22 protein-coding genes are annotated in these 20,434 nt (G+C 65.1%); 13 read left to right on the top strand and 9 right to left on the bottom strand.

Going from position 1 to position 20,434, the window contains the following annotated elements; all coding sequences use genetic code 11:
• Window positions 1-48: 48 nt before the first annotated feature.
• A complete protein-coding gene (locus ACIA48_RS06830; RefSeq protein WP_396730784.1) occupies window positions 49-243 on the bottom strand; it encodes a hypothetical protein in 195 nt (64 codons plus the stop codon).
• Here ACIA48_RS06830 and ACIA48_RS06835 point away from each other — a divergent pair.
• The 3 genes from ACIA48_RS06835 (at window position 179) to ACIA48_RS06845 (ending at window position 3,227) form a co-directional block, all read left to right on the top strand.
• Window positions 179-724 (top strand): fasciclin domain-containing protein, encoded by a 546-nt coding sequence (locus ACIA48_RS06835; protein ID WP_396730663.1) that lies wholly within the window; start codon window positions 179-181, stop codon window positions 722-724. The genes ACIA48_RS06830 and ACIA48_RS06835 overlap by 65 nt on opposite strands.
• Before the next feature lie 94 nt (window positions 725-818).
• Window positions 819-2,558, top strand: coding sequence for a cytochrome c biogenesis protein CcdA (locus ACIA48_RS06840; RefSeq protein WP_396729002.1), 1,740 nt, complete (start codon window positions 819-821; stop codon window positions 2,556-2,558).
• A gap of 90 nt (window positions 2,559-2,648) precedes the next feature.
• Window positions 2,649-3,227 (top strand): fasciclin domain-containing protein, encoded by a 579-nt coding sequence (locus ACIA48_RS06845; RefSeq protein WP_396729005.1) that lies wholly within the window; start codon window positions 2,649-2,651, stop codon window positions 3,225-3,227.
• 17 nt (window positions 3,228-3,244) lie between these two features.
• On the opposite strand, the gene sigI is transcribed toward ACIA48_RS06845, so the two are convergent.
• Window positions 3,245-4,150 carry an RNA polymerase sigma factor SigI gene (gene sigI / locus ACIA48_RS06850; RefSeq protein ID WP_396729007.1) on the bottom strand — a complete coding sequence of 302 codons (906 nt, stop codon included), beginning with the start codon at window positions 4,148-4,150 and terminating at the stop codon, window positions 3,245-3,247.
• Window positions 4,151-4,231: 81 nt separating this feature from the next.
• Between sigI and ACIA48_RS06855 the strand changes: the two genes are divergently transcribed.
• Both ACIA48_RS06855 and ACIA48_RS06860 read left to right on the top strand, forming a co-directional pair.
• Window positions 4,232-5,074: an NAD(P)H-binding protein gene (locus ACIA48_RS06855; protein WP_396729010.1), complete on the top strand. Its 843-nt coding sequence runs from the start codon at window positions 4,232-4,234 to the stop codon at window positions 5,072-5,074.
• Between the two features lie 10 nt (window positions 5,075-5,084).
• Window positions 5,085-5,528: a nitroreductase family deazaflavin-dependent oxidoreductase gene (locus ACIA48_RS06860; RefSeq protein ID WP_396729012.1), complete on the top strand. Its 444-nt coding sequence runs from the start codon at window positions 5,085-5,087 to the stop codon at window positions 5,526-5,528.
• Window positions 5,529-5,557: 29 nt separating this feature from the next.
• Here ACIA48_RS06860 and msrB read toward each other — a convergent pair whose 3' ends face one another.
• The 3 genes from msrB to ACIA48_RS06875 all read right to left on the bottom strand — a co-directional run bounded on the left by msrB (window position 5,558) and on the right by ACIA48_RS06875 (window position 7,446).
• Window positions 5,558-6,049 (bottom strand): peptide-methionine (R)-S-oxide reductase MsrB, encoded by a 492-nt coding sequence (msrB, locus tag ACIA48_RS06865; RefSeq protein ID WP_396729014.1) that lies wholly within the window; start codon window positions 6,047-6,049, stop codon window positions 5,558-5,560.
• A gap of 114 nt (window positions 6,050-6,163) precedes the next feature.
• Window positions 6,164-6,574, bottom strand: coding sequence for an ester cyclase (locus tag ACIA48_RS06870; RefSeq protein ID WP_396729016.1), 411 nt, complete (start codon window positions 6,572-6,574; stop codon window positions 6,164-6,166).
• A gap of 2 nt (window positions 6,575-6,576) precedes the next feature.
• Window positions 6,577-7,446: a TIGR03619 family F420-dependent LLM class oxidoreductase gene (locus ACIA48_RS06875; protein WP_396729018.1), complete on the bottom strand. Its 870-nt coding sequence runs from the start codon at window positions 7,444-7,446 to the stop codon at window positions 6,577-6,579.
• Between the two features lie 39 nt (window positions 7,447-7,485).
• Between ACIA48_RS06875 and ACIA48_RS06880 the strand changes: the two genes are divergently transcribed.
• On the top strand, window positions 7,486-8,778 hold the full coding sequence (locus ACIA48_RS06880) for a cryptochrome/photolyase family protein (protein WP_396729020.1): 1,293 nt from the start codon (window positions 7,486-7,488) through the stop codon (window positions 8,776-8,778).
• Here ACIA48_RS06880 and ACIA48_RS06885 read toward each other — a convergent pair.
• On the bottom strand, window positions 8,771-9,604 hold the full coding sequence (locus tag ACIA48_RS06885; protein WP_396729022.1) for a mycofactocin-coupled SDR family oxidoreductase: 834 nt from the start codon (window positions 9,602-9,604) through the stop codon (window positions 8,771-8,773). The genes ACIA48_RS06880 and ACIA48_RS06885 overlap by 8 nt on opposite strands.
• Window positions 9,605-9,693: 89 nt before the next feature.
• On the opposite strand from ACIA48_RS06885, the gene ACIA48_RS06890 reads away from it, so the two are divergent.
• Window positions 9,694-9,957 carry a DUF2631 domain-containing protein gene (locus tag ACIA48_RS06890; RefSeq protein ID WP_396729024.1) on the top strand — a complete coding sequence of 88 codons (264 nt, stop codon included), beginning with the start codon at window positions 9,694-9,696 and terminating at the stop codon, window positions 9,955-9,957.
• Here the strand turns inward: ACIA48_RS06890 and ACIA48_RS06895 are convergent.
• A complete protein-coding gene (locus ACIA48_RS06895; protein WP_396729027.1) occupies window positions 9,954-10,481 on the bottom strand; it encodes a hypothetical protein in 528 nt (175 codons plus the stop codon). The genes ACIA48_RS06890 and ACIA48_RS06895 overlap by 4 nt on opposite strands.
• A gap of 104 nt (window positions 10,482-10,585) precedes the next feature.
• Window positions 10,586-12,013 (bottom strand): wax ester/triacylglycerol synthase family O-acyltransferase, encoded by a 1,428-nt coding sequence (locus ACIA48_RS06900; RefSeq protein WP_396729029.1) that lies wholly within the window; start codon window positions 12,011-12,013, stop codon window positions 10,586-10,588.
• A gap of 115 nt (window positions 12,014-12,128) precedes the next feature.
• Between ACIA48_RS06900 and ACIA48_RS06905 the strand changes: the two genes are divergently transcribed.
• Window positions 12,129-12,794, top strand: coding sequence for a DUF427 domain-containing protein (locus tag ACIA48_RS06905; RefSeq protein ID WP_396729031.1), 666 nt, complete (start codon window positions 12,129-12,131; stop codon window positions 12,792-12,794).
• Window positions 12,795-12,879: 85 nt separating this feature from the next.
• Entirely contained in the window at window positions 12,880-14,712 is a 1,833-nt protein-coding gene (locus tag ACIA48_RS06910; protein ID WP_396729033.1) for an acyl-CoA dehydrogenase, read from the top strand.
• 109 nt (window positions 14,713-14,821) lie between these two features.
• On the opposite strand, the gene ACIA48_RS06915 is transcribed toward ACIA48_RS06910, so the two are convergent.
• A complete protein-coding gene (locus tag ACIA48_RS06915; protein WP_396729035.1) occupies window positions 14,822-15,484 on the bottom strand; it encodes a TetR/AcrR family transcriptional regulator in 663 nt (220 codons plus the stop codon).
• 106 nt (window positions 15,485-15,590) lie between these two features.
• Between ACIA48_RS06915 and ACIA48_RS06920 the strand changes: the two genes are divergently transcribed.
• From ACIA48_RS06920 to ACIA48_RS06935, 4 genes are read left to right on the top strand one after another with little or no spacing between them, the layout of a single operon-like run.
• Window positions 15,591-16,721, top strand: coding sequence for a VOC family protein (locus ACIA48_RS06920; protein WP_396729037.1), 1,131 nt, complete (start codon window positions 15,591-15,593; stop codon window positions 16,719-16,721).
• Window positions 16,718-17,656: a fumarylacetoacetate hydrolase family protein gene (locus ACIA48_RS06925; protein WP_396729039.1), complete on the top strand. Its 939-nt coding sequence runs from the start codon at window positions 16,718-16,720 to the stop codon at window positions 17,654-17,656. The genes ACIA48_RS06920 and ACIA48_RS06925 overlap by 4 nt, the downstream gene beginning before the upstream one ends.
• Before the next feature lie 5 nt (window positions 17,657-17,661).
• Window positions 17,662-19,194, top strand: coding sequence for a bifunctional 3-(3-hydroxy-phenyl)propionate/3-hydroxycinnamic acid hydroxylase (locus tag ACIA48_RS06930; protein ID WP_396729041.1), 1,533 nt, complete (start codon window positions 17,662-17,664; stop codon window positions 19,192-19,194).
• The gene (locus ACIA48_RS06935) at window positions 19,187-20,377 is read left to right on the top strand and encodes a cytochrome P450 (RefSeq protein ID WP_396729043.1); all 1,191 of its coding nucleotides are present in this window, start codon (window positions 19,187-19,189) and stop codon (window positions 20,375-20,377) included. The genes ACIA48_RS06930 and ACIA48_RS06935 overlap by 8 nt, the downstream gene beginning before the upstream one ends.
• The last annotated feature ends 57 nt before the right edge of the window (window positions 20,378-20,434 follow it).

Genomic DNA, 20,434 nt, shown 5'->3' on the forward strand with positions numbered 1-20,434 from the left:
GCAAGCGCCCTCCGAGACATGGAATGGGGAATTCCAAATGAGAACAGTTCACCGCAAGGCAGTCGCGGCGGCCGGTCTGAGCGCACTCGCGATCTTCGGTGCCGTCTCGTGTTCGAACGACAGCTCATCTGAGGCCTCCTCCGCCGAGTCAACTCCGTCCGCCGCCTCGTCGGCGACGATGTCCGCAGCACCGTCGCCCACCACGACGGCGATGGCCGATCCCGCCGCGAACCTCGTGGGCACCGGCTGCTCCGCGTACGCGGAGCAAGTGCCGGAAGGCCCGGGATCGGTGACCGGCATGGCTCAGGATCCTGTGGCCGTGGCGGCGTCGAACAACCCGATGCTCAAGACGCTGACCCAGGCGCTGTCGGGTCAGCTGAATCCGAACGTCAACCTCGTCGAGACGCTGAACAGCAATCCCGCGCTGACGGTGTTCGCGCCGACCGACGACGCCTTCGCCAAGATCGACCCGGCGACCATCGAAAAGCTGAAGACCGATTCGGATCTGTTGACCAGCATCCTGACTTATCACGTGGTTGAAGGTCAGGCCAGCCCGTCCGCAGTCGTCGGGGATCACCAGACGCTCGAGGGCGGTTCGGTGAACGTGACCGGGGCCGGCCCCGATCTGAAGGTGAATGACGCCGGCCTGGTGTGCGGTGGTGTGCAGACCGCCAACGCGACGGTCTACATGATCGACACCGTCTTGATGCCCCCGGCCAACTAGGCCACTTCCTCTTTCCTCGAGAAGACGCAAAGGTGCCCAAAAGCACGCAGTTTCCGGCACCTTTGCGTCTTCTCGCCGTCTTCAAGGACCCGCGATGTTCACGCTTGCACTGATCGGCTTTCTCGGCGGATTGATCACCGGCATCTCGCCGTGCATCCTTCCCGTTCTGCCGGTGATCTTCTTCTCCGGTACGCAAAGCACACGTGCCGATACGCCCGACAGCGCAGGCGGTGTCGCGGTCGCGACCAAACCCGCACTATCGGACAGGTTGCGGCCGTACCGCGTGATCGCTGGCCTGGTACTGAGTTTCAGCGTGGTCACGCTAGCCGGTTCGGCACTGCTGTCGCTTCTGCACCTGCCGCAGGACGCGATCAGATGGTTCGCCCTCGTCGCCCTGACGATGATCGGTGTCGGGTTGATCTTCCCGAAGTTCGAGGCGCTCCTGGAGAAGCCGTTCTCCAAACTACCTCAGAAGCAGTTCGGCTCCGGCAGTAGTGGTTTCGGGCTCGGTCTCGCGCTGGGTGTGCTGTACGTACCGTGCGCCGGGCCCGTGCTGGCGGCCATCGTCATCGCGGGGGCGACGGGAACCATCGGCCTCCCCACGATCGTGTTGACCCTGGCGTTCGCTATCGGCGCGGCTTTGCCGCTGCTGTTCTTCGCTCTGGCCGGCCGCCGTGTCGCCGAGCGGGTCGCGGCGTTCCGGCGTCGTCAGCGCGAGATCCGCATCACCGCAGGCATTGTGACGATCCTGCTGGCGGTGGCGTTGGCGTTCAACGTGCCCGCCGCACTGCAGCGCGCGATCCCCGACTACACCGGATCGCTGCAGGAGCGCGTCGGCGGCGATGAGCAGATCCGTGAGAAACTCAACCTTGCAGGCCTGGTCAACGATCAGAACAGGGAACTCGCGAACTGTACCGACGGCGCCCCCGAGTTGGAAAGCTGCGGCACTGCACCGGATATCAAGAACATCACCGCGTGGCTGAACACACCGAACGGGTCGGCGGTCGACATGAAGTCGTTGCGCGGCAAGGTGGTCTTGATCGACTTCTGGGCGTACTCGTGCATCAACTGTCAGCGCGCCGCTCCGCACATCGTCGACTGGTACGACACCTACCGTGATCTCGGGTTCGAGGTGATCGGCGTGCACACCCCGGAGTACGCCTTCGAACGCGTCGAAAGCAATGTCGCCTCTGGCGCAGAAGATCTAGGCATCACCTATCCCGTGGCGCTGGACAACGGATATTCGACCTGGACGAACTACCGCAACCGGTACTGGCCGGCGAAATACCTCGTCGACGCATCGGGCACGGTACGCCACATCAAGTTCGGAGAGGGCGACTACGACACCACCGAGCGGCTGATCCGCGAGCTGATTTCGGAGGCCAACCCGTCGTCGGAGTTGCCGCCACCGGTTGACGCCGAAGACACGACTCCACAACAGGAGACGACGCCCGAAACGTATTTGAGTGTCGGCAAGGTCGTCAACTACGGCGGCACTGGTACCTACGACGAAGGGTTGTTCAATTTCAGTTACCCACAACAACTTCGCGATGACAGCTTCGCGTTGAACGGCGACTGGGCGCTCGACTACCAGGGTGCGACGTCGCGGGGCGCGAACTCCCGCATCGCGCTGAACTACCACGCCAAAGACGTCTACATCGTGGCAGGCGGCAACGGCACATTGACCGTGACCCGCAACGGTGTGAAATCCGCCGTGCCCATCAGCGGTCCGCCGACACTGCACCAGATCGTCGATGACTCCGATGTGACTCGCGGACGACTCGAAGTCGCCGTACCTGCCGGATTGCAAGTCTTTTCGTTTACGTACGGCTGACTACCCATCCAGATCACGCATGGCTCCGAATACATAACGAAGTAAAAACGAGGTGGCCCAGTCCGCCCCCAACGAAAGGAAGCGAATTTCATGCACGCCAAGAAAACTTTGGGGGTCGGCTTTGCCGCTATTGCCGCTCTCGGATTGTCGTTCGGCACCGCGGCGAGCGCGCAGGCCGAGATGGTAGGCGCCGGCTGTTCGGCCTACGCACAGCAGGTGCCCACGGGTCCGGGCTCGGTTCAGGGCATGGCAATGGATCCCGTGGCTGTGGCCGCGTCGAACAACCCGATGTTGACCACGCTCACCAAAGCGATTTCCGGACAACTGAATCCGGGGGTGAACCTGGTTGACACACTCAACGGCGGTCAGTTCACGGTGTTCGCTCCCACCGATGCTGCGTTCGCCAAGATCGACCCCGCGACCATCGAGAAGCTCAAGACCGACGCTCCCCTGCTGACGAGCATCCTGACCTACCACGTGGTGCCCGGCCAGGCCGGTCCCGCGCAGGTCGCCGGAACGCACAAGACGGTGCAGGGCGCCGACGTGACCGTCACCGGCATGGGCAACGACCTCAGGGTCGACAACGCATCCGTGGTCTGCGGTGGCGTGCAGACGGCCAACGCCACGGTCTACATGATCGACACCGTCCTGATGCCACCGACGAACTAACCGGCGGCACAACTGAATCAGGAAGGCAGCCCGCGCTCCCCCGGCGCCGGGCTGCCTTCCGCGCGCCCATCGGGCATCGCGGCCGACGGGTCAACCGACGCCTCTATCTTCAGAATCATGTTGTCCCGCAATGTGAACACGAGCACTGCGAACAGCCGACGATTCGTGAACGCCAACACAGCGGGCTGACCCACGGGTCCACTGACCAGCGTCGCTCCCTGTCCGAGGTATCGCAGCAGATTCACCGCGACATCATGCGGCCCGTGGTTGATCTGCGGTGGCGGGGCTCCGTCACCGATGATGGTGCCGGCACCCCACACCGTCGGATCCAGGATCGCAGTCAACGCTTGCAGGTCACCGTTCGCGCAGGCGGTGATGAACTTCTCGGTGACCAATTGATGTTCGACGTCGCCGACCTCGGCCAGCCGCGGCGACGCGTCGGCGAACTTCGCCCTGGCCCTGCGCGCCAGTTGTCTGCAGGTACCGACGGGTCTGCCTACTGTCTCGGCGATCTCGACGAACGGCAGTTGAAAGACGTCGTGGAGCACGAACGCGACCCGCTCCCCCGGGCTGAGCCGACGCAGCACCTCCAGCAGCGCCGCGCGAACGTCATCGTCGAGAGTCACCCGGTCAGCCGGCTCGAGGTCGGGTGAGATCGCGGTCTCGAGCGCACCGAAGTCGTCGGTGTATTCGCGGCGTACCCGCGCCGAGCGGATCTGGTCGAGGCACAGGCGTCCGGCGACGACGGTGAGCCAGGCGCGGAAGTCATCGATCTGCCCGGCATCCGTGCGCGCGAGCCGCAGGAACGCCTCCTGCGCGACGTCCTCGGCCCCACCGATGTCGCCAAGCATCTGATAGGCAAGATTCACCAGGTAGGGACGGTGAGCGCGCCATGCGGCGTCGATCGACGGTGAACCGCTCATGATTCAAGGACGAAACACGACGCCGAGAAGTTACGGGCTTCAATCAGTAACTTTCTCGACGGCCGCCCCGTCCTAGCTGCCATGAACGCAATTCTCGTCACGGGCGCAACCGGGAACGTCGGTCGCCCACTGGTCACACAACTCGTCAGCGCAGGAGCCGAGGTCCGCGCGGTCACCCGCGACCCGAGCACCGCAAGGTTTCCCGCCGGTGTGGAGGCGGTGGGCTCGGCTTCGGCAGGACTCGACGGCGCCTCTGCGGTGTTTCTCAACTCCCGTGCCGTCGGCGACGAACTCGAGCCGTTGGTGAAGTCCGCCCGGCTGGCCGGAGTCACCCGCCTCGTGGCACTGTCGGCGATCAACGCCGACGACGACTTTTCGCGGCAGCCGTCGCGCTATCGCGGCGACCGCAACAAGGAGGTCGAACAACTCGCGGTCGACTCGGGCCTCGAGTGGGTGAGTCTGCGCCCAACCGTGTTCGTCTCGAACTTCTTCGGCATGTGGGCTCCCCAGCTTCGCGCGGACGACGTCGTCGCGGGCCCGTTCGCGCAGGCGTCGACAGCGCCGATCGCCGACCGTGACGTGTCCGCAGTGGCCGCGCATGCTCTGCTCACCGATGAGCTTGTCGGTCAACGGATTCCGCTGACCGGCCCGCAGGCCATGACCAACACGGAGCTGGTCGACGTCGTCGGCGGGGTCCTGGGCCGTCAGCTCTCTTACCGCGAGATCCCCGTCGCCCAGATGCAGCAACGTTTTGTCGACATGGGCTTTTCGGCCGAATTCGCCGACGCCTATGTCGCGCTCCTCGCGGCGACCGTCGGTACGCCTGCGCTGGTGACCTACGACGTCGAGAAGATCCTCGGCCGCCCACCCGAATCGTTCGCCGACGCGGTATCGGCGAACCAAGAATTGTTCACGAATCAATAAGGGAGAGACAATGTCTGATCGCAAACCACCGTGGTATCTCAAGCCGATGAACCGGTTCGTCAAGACAATCCAGAAGCTCGGCATCCCGGCGGGACCGTCACAGATTCTGACGGTCCCGGGCAGGAAGTCCGGCAAGTTGCGCAGCACGCCGATGACACCGTTCACCCACGATGGCGGTCTATACACCGTCGCCGGTTATCCCGGCGCCGATTGGGCGGCCAACGCCCGCGCGGCGGGCGCGGGAACGCTCACCCGGGGCCGCAGATCCCGACAAGTCAGGATCGTCGAACTCGACCCGGTCCAGGCCGGTCCGGTACTTCGCAGTTTCGCCACCGAAGTGCCGGTGGGAGTGGGGTTTGCGAAGCGGTCGGGACTGGTGCGCGAAGGCACGCCGGACGAATTCGAGGCTCTCGCCGGTGAGCTGGCGGTCTTTCGCTTCGATCCGCAGGACTGAGCGAATCGATGGCCGTCGAGTCAGGCGGCTCAGGTCGACCGGAAGGTCATCGCATCGCCGTTCATGCAGTAACGGAGACCTGTGGGTGGCGGACCGTCGTCGAATACATGGCCGAGGTGACCTCCGCAGCGTCGGCAGAGGACCTCGGTGCGGGACACACCGATGCTGTCGTCGGCGCGCTCGAGTACCGCGCCGTCCAGCGGTTGCCAGAAGCTTGGCCACCCGGTCCCGCTGTCGAACTTCGTATCGGATGCGAACAGATCCAACGCACAGCCGGCGCAGCTGAAGACACCGTGGTCGTGTTCATCGTTGAGCGGACTGCTGTAGGGCATCTCGGTGCCCGCTTTTCTCAGTACGTTGTACTGGTCGGCGGACAACAGTTGCTGCCATTCCGCGTCGGTATGGGTGACCTCGAAGTCACCTGGACTGGCCGTGGCCGAACGCGCGCGGGCAGTCGTCGCGACGATGGTTGCCACGATGGCGCCCGCGCCGTAGAAAAAGCGCCGTCTCGTCAGATCCACAGCACCCGCCTTCGCCGGTCGGCTTGCCGTAGACCAGATTACGCCGCACTCGATCACGTAATCGTTGCCGCAGAGTCGTTGTCACGGAACGGTAAGAACCCACCGATGGCCGCGTCACGCGCCTTCCAGCTGCTGGTACAGCCCGTACATGTCGAGCTGGCCCCGGTGGGTGACGAGCATGTCGCCCTGAAATCGGTCGATGTGGATGCCGGCCACCGAGACCGCGTTGCCGGTCGGCGCGATGCCACGAAACTCGCCGGTGTGCGTGCCCACGAACCGGCAACGCGATACGCCATGGGAGCCGTCGACCAGTACCTCGTCGAGTTCGTGACGGCCGTCGGGGAATGCCGTGAAAAACTCGTCCAGGCAGCCGATCCACTGGTCCCATCCGACCGGTCCGCCGCCGCCGACCTCGACGACCACCCGCTGGGACACGACAGCCTCGAGCGTCGCCCGGTCATTTCGGTCGATGGCCGCATACAGGCAGTGCACGAGATCACGGACCTCGTCCCCCTCAAAAGCCATCACTACCTCACCTTTCCGATGATGTTCTCGGCGAACTGCTCGATGGGCCCGCGATAGCGCTCGACGTCGTCTCCGGGCAGGTCTTCACCCATCCACGGGGCGCACATCACGGCGGTGATGCCGGCGTCCTCGGCCCGTTTGTACAGGTCCGGCGACGGCGGTTCCATCAGCGCCAGCAAGATGTCGAAAGGCTCATTGCCCCTGCCATATTCATGCCGCAGCTTGGTGATCTTGTCGACGTAGGACACGGCCTCGTCCCATCCGTACGCGTAGCCGACCCAGCCATCGCACATCAGGGCCGCCCGCCGCAGCGCCGCCTCGGACTCACCGCCGCAGAGGATGGGGACGGGCGCCTCCGGATGAGGTTCGATCATCATCTCGGGCACCTGGTAGTACTCCCCGCTCCAGGAGACCCAACCGCCACTCCACAGTTCGCGTAGTGCCGGGATCATCTCGTTGAGCCGCTTACCACGGGTCGTGAAGTCCTGGCCCAGGATGTCGTACTCCTCGCGCATCCATCCGACGCCGACGGCGAGTGACACCCGGCCCTGCGACAGCGCCGCCGCGGTCGCGACCTGCTTGGCCACCTCCAACAGGGGGCGCGCCGGCGCAATGTAGACCGCGTTGGAAAACCGCAGCCGGCTCGTCACAGCGGCCATGGCACCGATCTGCACCCAGCAGTCCGGCCACGACGTCTCCGGTGGCCACGGAGGCTTACCGCTGGGGTGGTCCGGATAGGGCGAGGACAGGTTGCGGGGATAGATGAGGTGATCGGCAGTGACCATGCCGTCGTAGCCGGCCTCGTCGAGCATGCGCGCCAGCGGCAGGATTTCTGACGTTTTCATGAACGGAGTGCCCGACCAAAACTGCATCCTGTTTCTCTACCGGGAAATTCGGGCAGCATCAATGGCATGCCCACATTGCTGTGGTTCCGGCGCGATCTGCGATTGCACGATCTGCCCGCTCTGCTGGACGCGTCGACGGCCGACGGCGAAGTCCTCGCCTGCTACATCCTGGACCCGCGCCTGAAGGCATCCTCGGGGCAGCGCCGGCTGCAATATCTATACGACGCGTTGCGCGATCTGCAGGACAGCCTTGACGGGCGCCTGCACGTGTCCCGGGGTCGTCCGGAGAAGCGAATTCCTTCCCTGGCGAGGGCGATCGGCGCCTCCGCGGTGCACGTGTCCGGGGACTACACGCCCTTTGGCAGGCGGCGCGACGACGCCGTTCGCGAAGCGCTGGGCGACGTGCCCCTCGAAGCGTCGGGATCGCCCTACCTCGTATCGCCGGGACGGGTCACCAAGGACGACGGCACGCCCTACAAGGTGTTCACCCCCTTCTTCGCCGCCTGGCAGAAACATGGGTGGCGGTCACCGGCGTCGTCCGGTCCGAAATCCGCGCAATGGATCGACCCCAAGGACGTGTCGGGCGGGGTGAAGATCCCCGACCTCGGTGTCGAGTTGGAGCTTCCCGCGGGCGAGGGTGCGGCCCGGCGTCAGTGGAAGTCGTTCGTGCGCAAGCAACTCGAGGGTTACAACGAGGATCGCAACCGGCCGGACCTACCTGCCACCAGTCGGATGTCGGCGCATCTGAAGTTCGGTGCCATCCACCCGCGCACCATGGCGGCCGATCTCGGTAAGAGTGCGGGTGCGCAGGCGTATCTACGCGAGCTGGCGTTCCGCGACTTCTACGCCGCCGTGCTCAACGAATGGCCCGACAGCGCCTGGTGGAACTGGAACAAGGCGTTCGACAAGATTCAGGTCGACGACAACAAGGACGCGCGCAAGCAGTTCGAGGCGTGGAAAGCCGGCCGCACCGGGTTCCCGATCGTCGACGCCGGCATGCGGCAGCTCGCCGAGACGGGCTTCATGCACAACCGCGTGCGAATGATCGTGGCGTCGTTTCTCGTCAAGGACCTGCACCTGCCGTGGCAGTGGGGCGCTCGCTGGTTCCTCGACCAACTGGTCGACGGCGACATGGCGAACAACCAGCACGGCTGGCAGTGGGCCGCGGGGTGCGGCACCGACGCCGCACCCTATTTCCGGGTGTTCAACCCGACGACGCAGGGCGAGAAGTTCGACCCCGACGGTGAATACGTGCGGCGGTGGGTTCCCGAAATCGACGACGACGATTACCCGGATCCGATCGTCGACCACAAGGAGGAGCGGGCCGAGGCCCTGCGCCGCTACGGCGCGATCACTTGATGATCTGTCCGCCGTCGACCGGCAGCGCCACCCCGGTGAGATACCGACCCGAGTCGCCGCACAGGTACACCATCGTGTCGCTGATGACCTCGGGCTCGACGGGCGGATTGTCCAGCAGGGGTCGCTGCGACGGGCTGAAGTTCGGATGCTCCGCGGACCACTCCGCCATCGCCTCGTTGTAGATCATCGGCGTCGCCACCCCACCGGGATGCACCGTATTGACGCGAATGTTCTTCTCGGCCAAGGCTATTGCGAAGTGTCGCATCAGCCCGATCACGCCGTGCTTGGCGGCGGTGTATCCCGCCGCACCGTGGCTGGCCGTCCCGAAGTCGACGGTGACCGGCCGGAATCCCGCGGCCGAACTGGTGATCACGATGGCCCCGCCGTCGCCGTGCTCGAGCATCGCGGGCAACGCGGCCACGATCGTGAAGTAGACGCCGTTGAGCATCACGTTCACCGCGTCGACGAAGGCCCCGATCTGGGCGCCCGGCTGGCCGGCGGCAGGCAGAATCCCCGCATTGGCGAGCACGAAGTCGATGCGCCCGAACTCGGCAACGCCTCTGGCCACCACGGCCTTCAGCTGTTCGAGGTCGCGGACGTCCGCGCGCTCTGCAACGATCCGGCGACCGGTCTTCTCGACCAGTTTCACCGTCTCGTCGAGATCCTCGGGTGTCGCCATCGGATAGGCGACACTGTCGAGCTGGTCACACAGATCCACCGCGATGATGTCGGCGCCCTCCTCGGCGAACCGCACCGCGTGGGCACGGCCCTGACCCCGCGCCGCACCGGTGATGAACGCGACTTTTCCGTCGAACTGGTCTGCCATGACGCATGACCCTACGGGCGCGCGCAATACCCCGGAAAACCGCATATGCCAGAATGTCGGCAGTTGTCCGCCCACCCCGAGGAGCAGCAGTGACCACCACTGAGGTCGTGCGTTACACCGGCGCCAACAACGTTGACGTCGAGGAAGTGCCGTCGGCCAACTGGGGATGGTCGAAGGAGAACTTCAAGGCGATCCACCTCGGCGGCATCGTGTCGGCGCTCTTCTTGCTGGCGATGCTGCACGGCAACCACGTGGGTCACGTCGAGGACGCGTTTCTCATCAGCTTCGCGGCGCTGATCCTCATCCTGGTCGGCCGGGACTGGTGGCTGCGCCGCCGCGGCTGGATCCGCTAGACCGAATACAGCGGGCGCAGCGCGTCCGCGCCGAGGCTGAACAGCGTCTCTGTTTCTATGACCTGGGTTGTCGACACCGTCGCCGCGCTCAGCGCATGGGCCTTGAAGGCACGCGCAGCCGAACTCAGCTTGTGTTCGACGGGGTCAGCCTTCCGGCTGAACTCGGCGGGCCAGTCCTGACCCCACACCGTCACCTGGGTCAGTCCCCGCTTCAAGATCCCGAGGACGCCTGCCCGGATTCGGTCATCGGCGAGCACCCCTGCGCTGACGGCCAGCGCACCGCCGAGCGAGGCCATCTTGATCACCTCGGGCAATTCGGCGTCGACGTGCGACGCACCAAGGATCGCGACCGGCCGCGTGTCGCCGTCGTCGGTGAGCACCACCTTGACGTCCCACCCGGCTCTGGCCTTGTCACACATCCATCCGCCGGCGGATCCAACCAGGTCGGCGACGCTCGAGGCGACCACGGTCAGCTGGTAGCGGCGACTCCCGATGGGATTCGATTCGTCGAGGGGCAGAGGCACCTACAGAGCGTGACACTTTCTCGATGATCTGTAAAGAACGAGTTTTGGTGCCGGCATAACGAGTCGTCGCAAATCTGTAAAGCATGAATTCAATTAGATCGAGGTCACCCCGCCGCGGCGGCTAATGGCATGACGGCCCCTACCTCCGTCAGCTCGACGGGTAGGCCCGCCGCCTGACGTATCTCGACGAACGCGTCGATCATGGCGTCGGTGGCCTCGTGCGGATCGGCGAGTGTGATGTCGTCGGTCAGCACGGAGATCGCGAGCTGGTCGACGTAACTCCAGACCGTGATGTTCATGCCACTGCCGGCGACCACCGGCCCGACGGAGTAGATCTCCGTGACGAGCCCGCCTTCGATCGAGCCGCGATCGCGGGGGCCTGGCACATTCGAGACCGTCAGGTTGAACACGCTCGCCGACTCGACTCGACGGGCCTGCCGGCGGAATATCCCCGGCGCCATCGCCGGCGGAAGGTAGGACATCCACGCGGGCAGCACCGCAGGCCCGAGCAGCTGGTGGTTCTCCTTGGCGATGCCGGTGGACAACGCCGTCAGCCGCACTCGCTCCATCGGATCGTCGACGTGCACCGGCAACGACGGAGTGATGTACGTGAACTCATTGCCGGCCAACCGCTCTCGCGAGGGGTTGGTGCTAACCGGCACACCCGCGAGCAGTGGCTCGTCGGCACGCCCGTCGTAACGCAACTGCAGGCAGCGCAGCGCGCCCGCGACCGTCGCCAACACGATGTCGTTCAGCGTCACGCCCAGGTGCTTGGCGGTCTCCTTCACATCGGACAACGCCAACGGCGCCGTGGCAAACCGCCGCCCCGGGGTGACCACGTGATTGACGAAGCACGACGGCGGCGCGAAATTGCGGGCCAGGTCCGGATGCGTGCCACGCTCTTTGGACCGCTGCCGGACCCGCGAAACCCCCGCCGCCGTCTCGCTCACCAGCCGTGGCAGCTTTCGGATCAGGCCGACGTGATCGCGCCCCGCTTCGGCCAGCAGGCGGCCCCGGGTGCGGGGCATGTTGTTCAGGTTCGGCATCACGTCACCGGATACCAGCGAGTCCATCGCCTTCGACATCTGGTTGGCAGACGCGACCCCGTCAGCGAGTACGTGGTGGACCTTGTGAACGATGGCAATCCGGTCGTCCGCCAGACCCTCGACGAGGTACATCTCCCACATCGGACGAGCGCGGTCCAGCGGAGTGCTGGCGATCTCGCCGATGAGCACATCGAGTTCGCGCCGACCGCCAGGCGCGGGCACGCGCGCCTGGCGGAGGTGGTAGTCGAGGTCGATGTCGTCGTTCTCCACCCACATGGGGTGATGAAGCTTCATGGGGATGTCGACGAGTTGGTAACGCAGCGGCGTCAGCGCCATCAGTCGCGGATAGGCGACCTGCCGGAACAAGTCGAAGTCGAAGCCGTCGACACCGGATACGTCGAGGATTCCGATCTTCAGCGTGTGCATGTGGACTTCGGGCGTTTCGCTGTACAGCATCAGGGCGTCGACGCCGTTGAGTCGTTTCATGTGCCCCCATTCGACTACCAACCCAGCAATCCCCCAATTGCACTCCTTCGGTGGCCCGGTCACGTGACTTCGGCAAAGAAATGACACTTCTCAAACGCTTTGTAAAGCTAGGTCCATGAGTCTCGTCACCGGGCGCGGTCCGCTGAGTAGAGATCCTGCCGGATGGTTCACGCCGCCGGTGGCCTCGGGCACCGTTTATGTCGAACCTCACCCCCGACGGGTGCAGGCGTTGCGCGACGGTCATTCGGTGATCGACACCGAGCGGGCGCTACTGGTGCACCGGGCCGACCGCCCCTTGAGCTACGCGTTCCCGGTGGGCGAGATCGGGGATCTTCCGGGCGAGCCGGTGACCGAGGCGCCGGGTTACGTCCAGGTGCCGTGGGATGCGGTCGACGCATGGCTGGAGGAAGGTCGCCGCCTCGTCCACTACCCGCCGAACCCGTATCACCGGGTCGACTGCCGGCCCACGAACCGCAGGCTGCGCGTCGCATTCGAGGGCGAGGTTCTGGTGGACACCACCGATACGGTGATCGTCTTCGAAACGGCGCTGGAACCCCGGCTCTACGTTGCCCCCTCGCTGGTGCGCACCGATCTGCTGCGGCGTTCGCAGACGAGCAGCTACTGCAACTACAAGGGCTATGCGACGTATTGGTCTGCCGGCACCGTCGACGACATCGCGTGGAGTTACGAGGACCCGCTGCCCGAAACTCAGCCCATCAGAGGGTTTTTCAGCTTCGATGCAGGCAAGGTCAAGGTTGTGGCAGCACTGCCACAGGCTTGAACTTTCCTACGGATGCGTAGGTTACGGTTGCGTACGTTTTCGCTGCTCAGCCACACTTCGAATGGCTACAGCGAAGGGAACAGCCGTGGGGCACTACATCGCAAATGTCCGTGACTTCGAGTTCAACCTCTTCGAGGTATTCCGCCTCGGTGAGGTGCTGGACGCAGGCGGCTATGGGGACCTCGACGCCGACACGATACGAACGATGCTCGAGGAGGTCGCCAGGCTGGCCGAAGGGCCCGTCGCTGCATCGTTTGTCGACGCCGACCGTCATCCTCCGGTGTTCGATCCCGACAGCCACAGCGTCAGCGTGTCGGCGGAACTGGCCAAAACGGTGCAGACCATCAAGTCCGCGGACTGGTGGCGGATCGGTATTGCCGAGGAGATCGGCGGTATCCCGGCACCCGCACCACTCGCGTGGGCGGTGTTGGAGATGCTGATGTGCGCGAATTCGTCCGCGACTTTCCTGTGGGCGCTCGGTCCGACGATGGCCAATGCACTCTACGTGGAGGGCAACGAGCAACAAAAACAATGGGCTGGAGTGGCTCTGGAACGCGGCTGGGCGGCAACCATGGTGTTGACCGAGCCCGACGCAGGCTCCGACGTCGGCGCCGCCCGCGCGAAAGCGATCGCCCAGCCGGACGGCACGTGGCATATCGAAGGAGTGAAGCGATTCATCTCCGGCGGCGACGTCGCCGACACCGCCGAGAACATCTTTCACCTGGTGCTGGCACGGCCCGAGGGCGCGGGCCCCGGCACCAAAGGGCTCAGCCTGTTCTTCGTGCCGAACTATCTCTTCGACCCCGAAACGCTTGAACTCGGCTCTCGCAATGGGGTTTTCGCAACCGGCCTTGAGCACAAAATGGGTTTGAAGTCGTCGCCGACGTGCGAGCTGAGCTTCGGCGTCCATGGTGTGCCCGCGGTCGGCTATCTCGTCAGCGACGTGCACAACGGAATCGCGCAAATGTTCACCGTCATCGAGCACGCCCGCATGACCATCGGGGTCAAGGCCGCCGGCACGCTGTCAACGGGTTATCTGAATGCGTTGGCCTACGCCAAAGACCGCATCCAGGGCGCCGATATGACGCAGATGACGGACAAGACCGCGCCGCGCGTGGCGATCATCGCCCACCCCGACGTGCGACGGAGCCTGATGACGCAGAAGGCCTACGCCGAAGGGCTGCGCGCGCTCTACATGTACGCCGCGGCCCACCAGAACAACGATGTCGCCCAGCATGTTTCGGGAGCAGACCCGCAGATGGCCCATCGGGTCGACGATCTGCTGCTGCCCATCGTCAAGGGCGTCGGTTCGGAACGCGCATACGAGATCCTGACCGAATCGCTGCAGACGCTAGGCGGGTCGGGTTTCCTCCAGGACTATCCGATCGAGCAGTACATCCGCGATGCGAAGATCGACTCATTGTACGAGGGCACGACCGCGATCCAGGCGATGGACTTCATCTTCCGAAAGGTCTTCCGCGACAACGGCGCTGCGCTGGCCCACGTGGCAACGCAGATCAGCGCGTCCATCGAGGGCTGCGATGCGGCGCTGAAACCGCAATCGGACCAACTGCGGATCGCGCTTGCCGACATTCAGGCGATGACGGCGAAGCTCACCGAATACTTGATGGCCGCCTCCGAACAACCGCCGGAGATCTACAAGATCGGCCTCGCCTCGGTGCGCTACCTGATGGCCGTCGGGGATCTGATCATCGGATGGCGACTGCTGGTACAGGCGGATGTCGCACACGCGGCACTGACGGCTGGAGCGACAGGCAGTGACGAGGCCTTCTATCGAGGCAAGGTCGCGACAGCCGTGTTCTTCGCTGCGAACATGCTGCCGAGGATCACCACGATCCGCGGCATCGTCGAGACCATCGACGACGACATCATGCGCCTGCCCGAAGCGGCGTTCTAACTGCCGCTCAGGCGGGGAACAACGCGAGCGCATTCGCGCGTTCGATCGCCGAGCGCGGTGGCGTCCAGCGCCGGGTACGTCCCGAGCCCCGCGAACCGCGGCTGAGCACTCAGGCGGCCGAGCCGGGTTCGGTGAGGCCGTCCAGATCGGGTAGCGGCCGGCGGCAGATCTCACCGGCCTCCTCGGCCGGCAGACCGAACAACCGCAGGATGTCCTCTGTCACAGCGTCAGTCGCCGCCGCGTCGTCGCGGTCGGGTTGATTGCGCAATAGGTTGCCCAACCCCAGAAGTGCACCGCCGGCCATCGCCAACGCGAGTTCGGGATCGTCGACGGTGAAGCGCCCCGCCCGCTTGGCCTCTTGGATATCGCGCAGAGCGCGGGGCGCCAGCCCCTTTTCGGAAGCCAACAGCTGCATGCCATTCGCCAACAGGATCTGGCTCTCCTGGGGACGACGCCGGAACAACCGCCCGGTCAGCCGGTAGCTCCGGGCGAAAGTTTCGGCGGGGTCGTCGATCGACGGAGTGAGTGCATCGAGCAGGGCGCCGTGGGAGTCGAGCACCTCGGTGACCGCAGCCTCGAACAACTGCTCCTTGCTCTCGAAGTGGTTGTAGAAGGAACCCATCCCCACATCGGCCGCCTGGGTGATTTCCAGGACCGGCGCGTTGACCTTGCCCGCGGCGATGAAGCTCTGCGCCGCCTTGATCAACGCGGCACGCGTGCGTTGTTTACGCCGTTCCAGGCGGTTGGACGACGGCTCCGGTTGTTCGCTCACCCACTCACGGTAGCAGAGTTCCTCACTTTTGAGGATTTCGTCAGAAAGTCTTGACTGAGTGTTGCATCGTATGTGACGATTTCGTCAGTCAGGAAGGAATACCTCCATGAGCAGCACCATCGGCGCGCACAGCGAGCTGCACAGCGAGCAGGGCGGACGCGACGGCGAGCACTGCGGACGGTCCCGCAACCCGGTCATCAAGGTCGCCGACATCGCCTGGCTGGAATTCGAGAAGCCGGATCTGGCCCGCGCGGAAGCGTTCGCGCGCGCCTTCGGGTTCGCCACCGCACTGCGCACCCCCGACGAACTGCACCTGCGCGGCGCGGACGCCGCCGCACCGTGCGTGATCCTGCGCCGCGGCCCACGGTCACGGTTCGTCGGGACCGCATTCAGGGCCCAGGACGACGGCGATGTGCTCCGCCTTGCCGATGCCGTCGGTGCCCGGGTACGGGCGTTGCCCGAATCGATCGGCGGCGTATCGGTCGATCTGGTGGACCCGAGCGGAGGTCGGATCTGCGTGGTCTCCGGTATGCACGCGCTCCCAGAATTACCGAAGCAACGGCCGCACACCTTCAACTTCGGGCACCGGACTCGACGCACCAATGAGACGCAGCGGCCCGCACGCGTACCGGCGACAGTGCAGCGCCTCGGTCACGTCGTGATGCAGACGACCGACTACACCGCGACGTTGAACTGGTATCTCGACCACCTCGGCATGATCGTCAGCGACTTCCTCTACTACCCCGGCCAGCGCGATCGCGGTCCGGTGATGAGCTTCATCCGCGCCGACCGCGGATCGCTGGCCACCGATCATCACACGCTGGCCCTGGCGCTCGGCCCGGACAACCGGTACGTGCACTCGGCATACCAGGTGTGCGATCTGGACGCACTTGCCGCCGGTGGTGAATACCTTTGTGAGCGTGGCTATTTCCGGTCATGGGGCATCGGGCGCCACATCCAGGGCAGCCAGCTGTTCGATTACTGGCGCGATCCCGACGGATTCCTCGTCGAGCACTTCGCCGACGGCGACATGTTCGACAACACCCTGGAACCGGGCTGGGCACCGTTCACTGCGTCGGGGCTGTCTCAATGGGGGCCCGCTGTCACCAAGGATTTCCTCGGCATCAATCCCAAAGCGCTTCCCCACGAAGCACGTTCAATCTTGAACGCCCTACGCGACGACAACGAGTTCACCCTCACCCGCCTCCGCGGCCTGATGAAAGTAGCCACCTCGTGACCATTTCCGTTCTCCGCACCGCCGACGCCTGGTGGGTGCAGACCCCGACCGGTGCGGCGAAAATCGCCACTGCCGCGACCACCACCGGCGAGCTGCTCGCAGACCGCGAAGCCATCGAGCGCGCTGAGCACAGCACCGACTCGGTCCCGGTCGAAACCCTGACGCTGATCTCCCCGGTGACACGACCGTGCCGGGTCGTGGCCCAGATGACCAACTTCGCATCGCACGTCAAGGACGCGGGTATGGACCCGACGTCGATCCCACTCACCTTCTTCCGCAAGTCGTCTGCGTCGATCAGCGGTCCCTTCGACGACATCGTCAAGCCCGGCCACGTGAAGTTTCTCGACTACGAAGTCGAGATCGGCCTGGTGATCGGGCGCGACATACCGGTCGGCACGGCGATCTCCGAATCCGCACTGTCCGACTACATCGCGGGACTCGTCGTCACCAACGATGTCTCGGCACGCGACATCCAGCTCCCCCAGACCCAGTTCTACGAGGCCAAGTCCTATCCGACGTTCACCCCAGTCGGGCCGGCGCTCGTCCTGCTCGACGCCGACGAACTCAAACGCTTCACCGATCTGCGCCTGCGGTTGCGCGTCAACGGCGAGATTCGGCAGGACATGGTCGTCGGTGCCGACATGATCTACCGGCCGGTGCAGGCGCTGGAATCGTTGGCCCGGTTCCAGGATCTCGCTGTGGGCGACCTCGTGATGACGGGCACGCCGGTCGGAACCGCCTTGAGCGCACCACCGAAGCCGATCGAGATCATCGGGTCGCTGCTTCCGCCCGCCGTCAAATGGAAGGCGTTCTTCAAGCGCCAGGCCAAGAACCCGAAGTATCTGAAGAACGGCGACAAGGTGGAGCTCAGCGTCGCGACCGACGACGGCGCCATCGACCTCGGTGTGCAACGCACCACCGTGAGGTACGCGTGACGCTGATGGCCTCACCTCCCGTCGTCATCGTGGGAGCGGGCCCCACCGGTACCACCGCCGCAACCCTGTTGGCGCAGTGGGGAGTTCGCTGTCTACTTCTGGACCGGTGGTCCGCTGTCTACCCCCAGCCGCGGGCGGTACACCTCGACGACGAGATCTATCGCGTCCTGGCCCGACTCGGCATCGCTGACGAGTTCGCCGCCATCTCACGGCCCGCACAAGGCTTGCGCCTACTAGACCCCGCGCTGCGGGTGCTCGCTGAATTCCGGCGTGACACCGCGCTGTCCGTCAACGGCTACCCCCAGGCCAACATGTTCGACCAGCCCGACCTCGAGACGCTGCTGCGAGCCAACCTGAAGCGCCACCCGGGCGTCGAAATGCGGGGGAACGTCGAGGTCACCGGAATCACTGAGCACGGCGACGGCCGGCTCAGGGTCACCTACGTCGACCGCACCGACGATTCCACTCACCTCGTCGACACCGACTACGTGCTGGGCTGCGACGGCGCCAACAGCGTTGTGCGTGAACAGATCGGCATCCGCATGCACGATCTGAAGTTCGACCAGCGTTGGCTTGTGATCGACGCCGCCACCGACGCCGACCTCGGCCAGTGGGACGGGGTCCACCAGGTGTGCGATCCCGTACGGGCGGGCACGTATATGCGCATCGGGCCGTCGCGGTATCGCTGGGAATTCCGGCTCCTGCCCGGCGAGACGGCCGACGATTTCCGGACCATCGAGGCGCTGCGTCCGCTGCTCGCGCCGTGGACATCCGGTGTCGCCGACGATGAGGTCGAGTTGATCCGCGTCACCGAGTACACCTTTCGCGCGCGGATTGCCGAACAGTGGCGGCGCGGCAACGTCTTCCTGCTCGGTGACGCCGCACATCTCACACCGCCGTTCATCGGCCAGGGGCTCGGCGCGGGACTGCGCGACGCCATGAACCTCGCGTGGAAACTCGCAGGCGTCATCGCGGGCGAGCTTCCGCCGGACGCGCTCGACAGCTACGAGCAGGAGCGTAAACCCCACGCCAGGAGCATGATCCGGCTCGCGCTGGGCGTGGGCTGGGCCATGACTGCCGGCGGGGACTTCGGCAATGCCGTCAGGCGTCTGTTCGTCACCCGCATGCGGTTGGTCCCGGGGTTACGCAAGAAGATCGTCGGCAGCCGCACGCCGGCCCTGCACCGGTCGGCTTTCGTGGGGCGGACGTACGTGCCCGGACAGCTTCCGGGAACACTCTGCCCCAACCAGTTGTGCTCCGACGGACGCCGACTCGATGATGTCCTCGGCGACGGCTTCACAGTCGTCACCGCTATCCTGCCCACCGATGCGCAGCGCTCAGCGCTCGACGCTCGTGGCGTCGCCGTCCACGTAGCGGCGCCCGGCTCCGAACTCGCCGAGTGGCTTCGAGACGGTCACGCGACAGCGGCGGTCATCCGGCCTGATCGCACCGTCATGTGCGCCGGACGGGATCTGCAGAAGCTCTATGAAGTTGTCCCGAATTTCAGCTGTGACACCAGGATCCGGTCCCATGCTTAGACGCCGCAGCGGCATTCCCACTCACGGGTCGAACCTCTACACGACCGAGGCCATCGTCGACCCATATCCGCACTACTCCGCGCTGCGCGAACTCGGCCCCGTCGTGTGGCTGTCGCGACACCGCGTCTATGCACTGCCGAGGTACACCGAATGCAAAGCGGTGCTGCGGGACGACAAGACCTTCGTCTCCGGCAAGGGTGTGGCGCTCAACCCGCTGACCAATCGGCTGTCGCGGGGTACGACGCTGAGCAGTGACGGAGCCGAGCACGATCAGCGCCGCAAGCTCGTCGCGCACCGGTTGCTCCCCCGCGCCCTGCGCGCTATCGACGACGACGTGCGGGCCCAGGCCGCCCGTGTGGTGGAGGCCGCACTGGCTCGGGGCGAGGTCGACGGTGTCGAGGATCTCGCCTGTGCACTGCCGCTGGCGGTGGTGCCCGACCTGATCGGGTGGCCCCTCGAACAACGCGCTGACCTTATGCCCTGGGGCGCAGCCACTTTCGACATCCTCGGCCCGATGAACCGGCACGGGCTGCGGTCGCTGCCCGCGAGTCTCCGCATGCTCACCTACGCCCGCCGTGTCGTGCGCGAGCGCAGCCTCATCGAGGGCAGCGTCGGCCATGAGGTCCTGCTGGCCGCCGAAGACGGCAAGGTGAACTTGGCTGAATGCGCGCCGCTGATGATCGACTACATCGCCCCGTCGCTCGACACCACGATCAGCGCCATCTCCAACGCGCTTAACCTGTTTGCCTCGCACCCCGAGCAGTGGCAGCTGTTGAAGGAGGAGCCCGGCCTGATCCCCAATGCGGTCAACGAGATCGTGCGATACGAATCGCCGTTGCGGGCGTTCACCCGACGGGTGCGCATACGCACTGAGATCGAAGGACACCCCATCCCCGAAGGCGCACGAGTCCTGGTTCTCTACTCCTCGGCCAACCGCGACGAGCGTGAATGGGATGCACCCGAGAGTTTCGACATCACGCGCGATGCGACTCGTCAACTCGGGTTCGGACACGGCGCCCACGCCTGCGCGGGACAGGGATTGGCGCGTCTGGAGACTCAGGCGATGCTGCAGGCACTTGCCGAACGCGTCGAAAGGATCGAGCTTTCCGGTACGCCGACGTGGGCGATCAACAACATCATCCGACGATACGAACATCTGCCGCTGAAACTGATCGCCGCGTGACAACGAAAGGGAACACGCTTCGATGACTGCCGCCATGACGCACACCTACACCGATCC

It is taken from the genome of Mycobacterium sp. NPDC051804 (assembly GCF_044452905.1).
Classification (GTDB): Bacteria; Actinomycetota; Actinomycetes; order Mycobacteriales; family Mycobacteriaceae; genus Mycobacterium.

Coding starts and splice junctions, on each gene's coding strand:
- ACIA48_RS06835 (WP_396730663.1), top strand. CDS start 179: ATGTCCGCAGCACCGTCGCCCACCACGACGGCGATGGCCGATCCCGCC.
- ACIA48_RS06840 (WP_396729002.1), top strand. CDS start 819: ATGTTCACGCTTGCACTGATCGGCTTTCTCGGCGGATTGATCACCGGC.
- ACIA48_RS06845 (WP_396729005.1), top strand. CDS start 2,649: ATGCACGCCAAGAAAACTTTGGGGGTCGGCTTTGCCGCTATTGCCGCT.
- sigI (WP_396729007.1), bottom strand. CDS start 4,150: ATGAGCGGTTCACCGTCGATCGACGCCGCATGGCGCGCTCACCGTCCC.
- ACIA48_RS06855 (WP_396729010.1), top strand. CDS start 4,232: ATGAACGCAATTCTCGTCACGGGCGCAACCGGGAACGTCGGTCGCCCA.
- ACIA48_RS06860 (WP_396729012.1), top strand. CDS start 5,085: ATGTCTGATCGCAAACCACCGTGGTATCTCAAGCCGATGAACCGGTTC.
- ACIA48_RS06870 (WP_396729016.1), bottom strand. CDS start 6,574: ATGGCTTTTGAGGGGGACGAGGTCCGTGATCTCGTGCACTGCCTGTAT.
- ACIA48_RS06875 (WP_396729018.1), bottom strand. CDS start 7,446: ATGCAGTTTTGGTCGGGCACTCCGTTCATGAAAACGTCAGAAATCCTG.
- ACIA48_RS06880 (WP_396729020.1), top strand. CDS start 7,486: ATGCCCACATTGCTGTGGTTCCGGCGCGATCTGCGATTGCACGATCTG.
- ACIA48_RS06885 (WP_396729022.1), bottom strand. CDS start 9,604: ATGGCAGACCAGTTCGACGGAAAAGTCGCGTTCATCACCGGTGCGGCG.
- ACIA48_RS06900 (WP_396729029.1), bottom strand. CDS start 12,013: ATGAAACGACTCAACGGCGTCGACGCCCTGATGCTGTACAGCGAAACG.
- ACIA48_RS06905 (WP_396729031.1), top strand. CDS start 12,129: ATGAGTCTCGTCACCGGGCGCGGTCCGCTGAGTAGAGATCCTGCCGGA.
- ACIA48_RS06920 (WP_396729037.1), top strand. CDS start 15,591: ATGAGCAGCACCATCGGCGCGCACAGCGAGCTGCACAGCGAGCAGGGC.
- ACIA48_RS06930 (WP_396729041.1), top strand. CDS start 17,662: ATGGCCTCACCTCCCGTCGTCATCGTGGGAGCGGGCCCCACCGGTACC.
- ACIA48_RS06935 (WP_396729043.1), top strand. CDS start 19,187: ATGCTTAGACGCCGCAGCGGCATTCCCACTCACGGGTCGAACCTCTAC.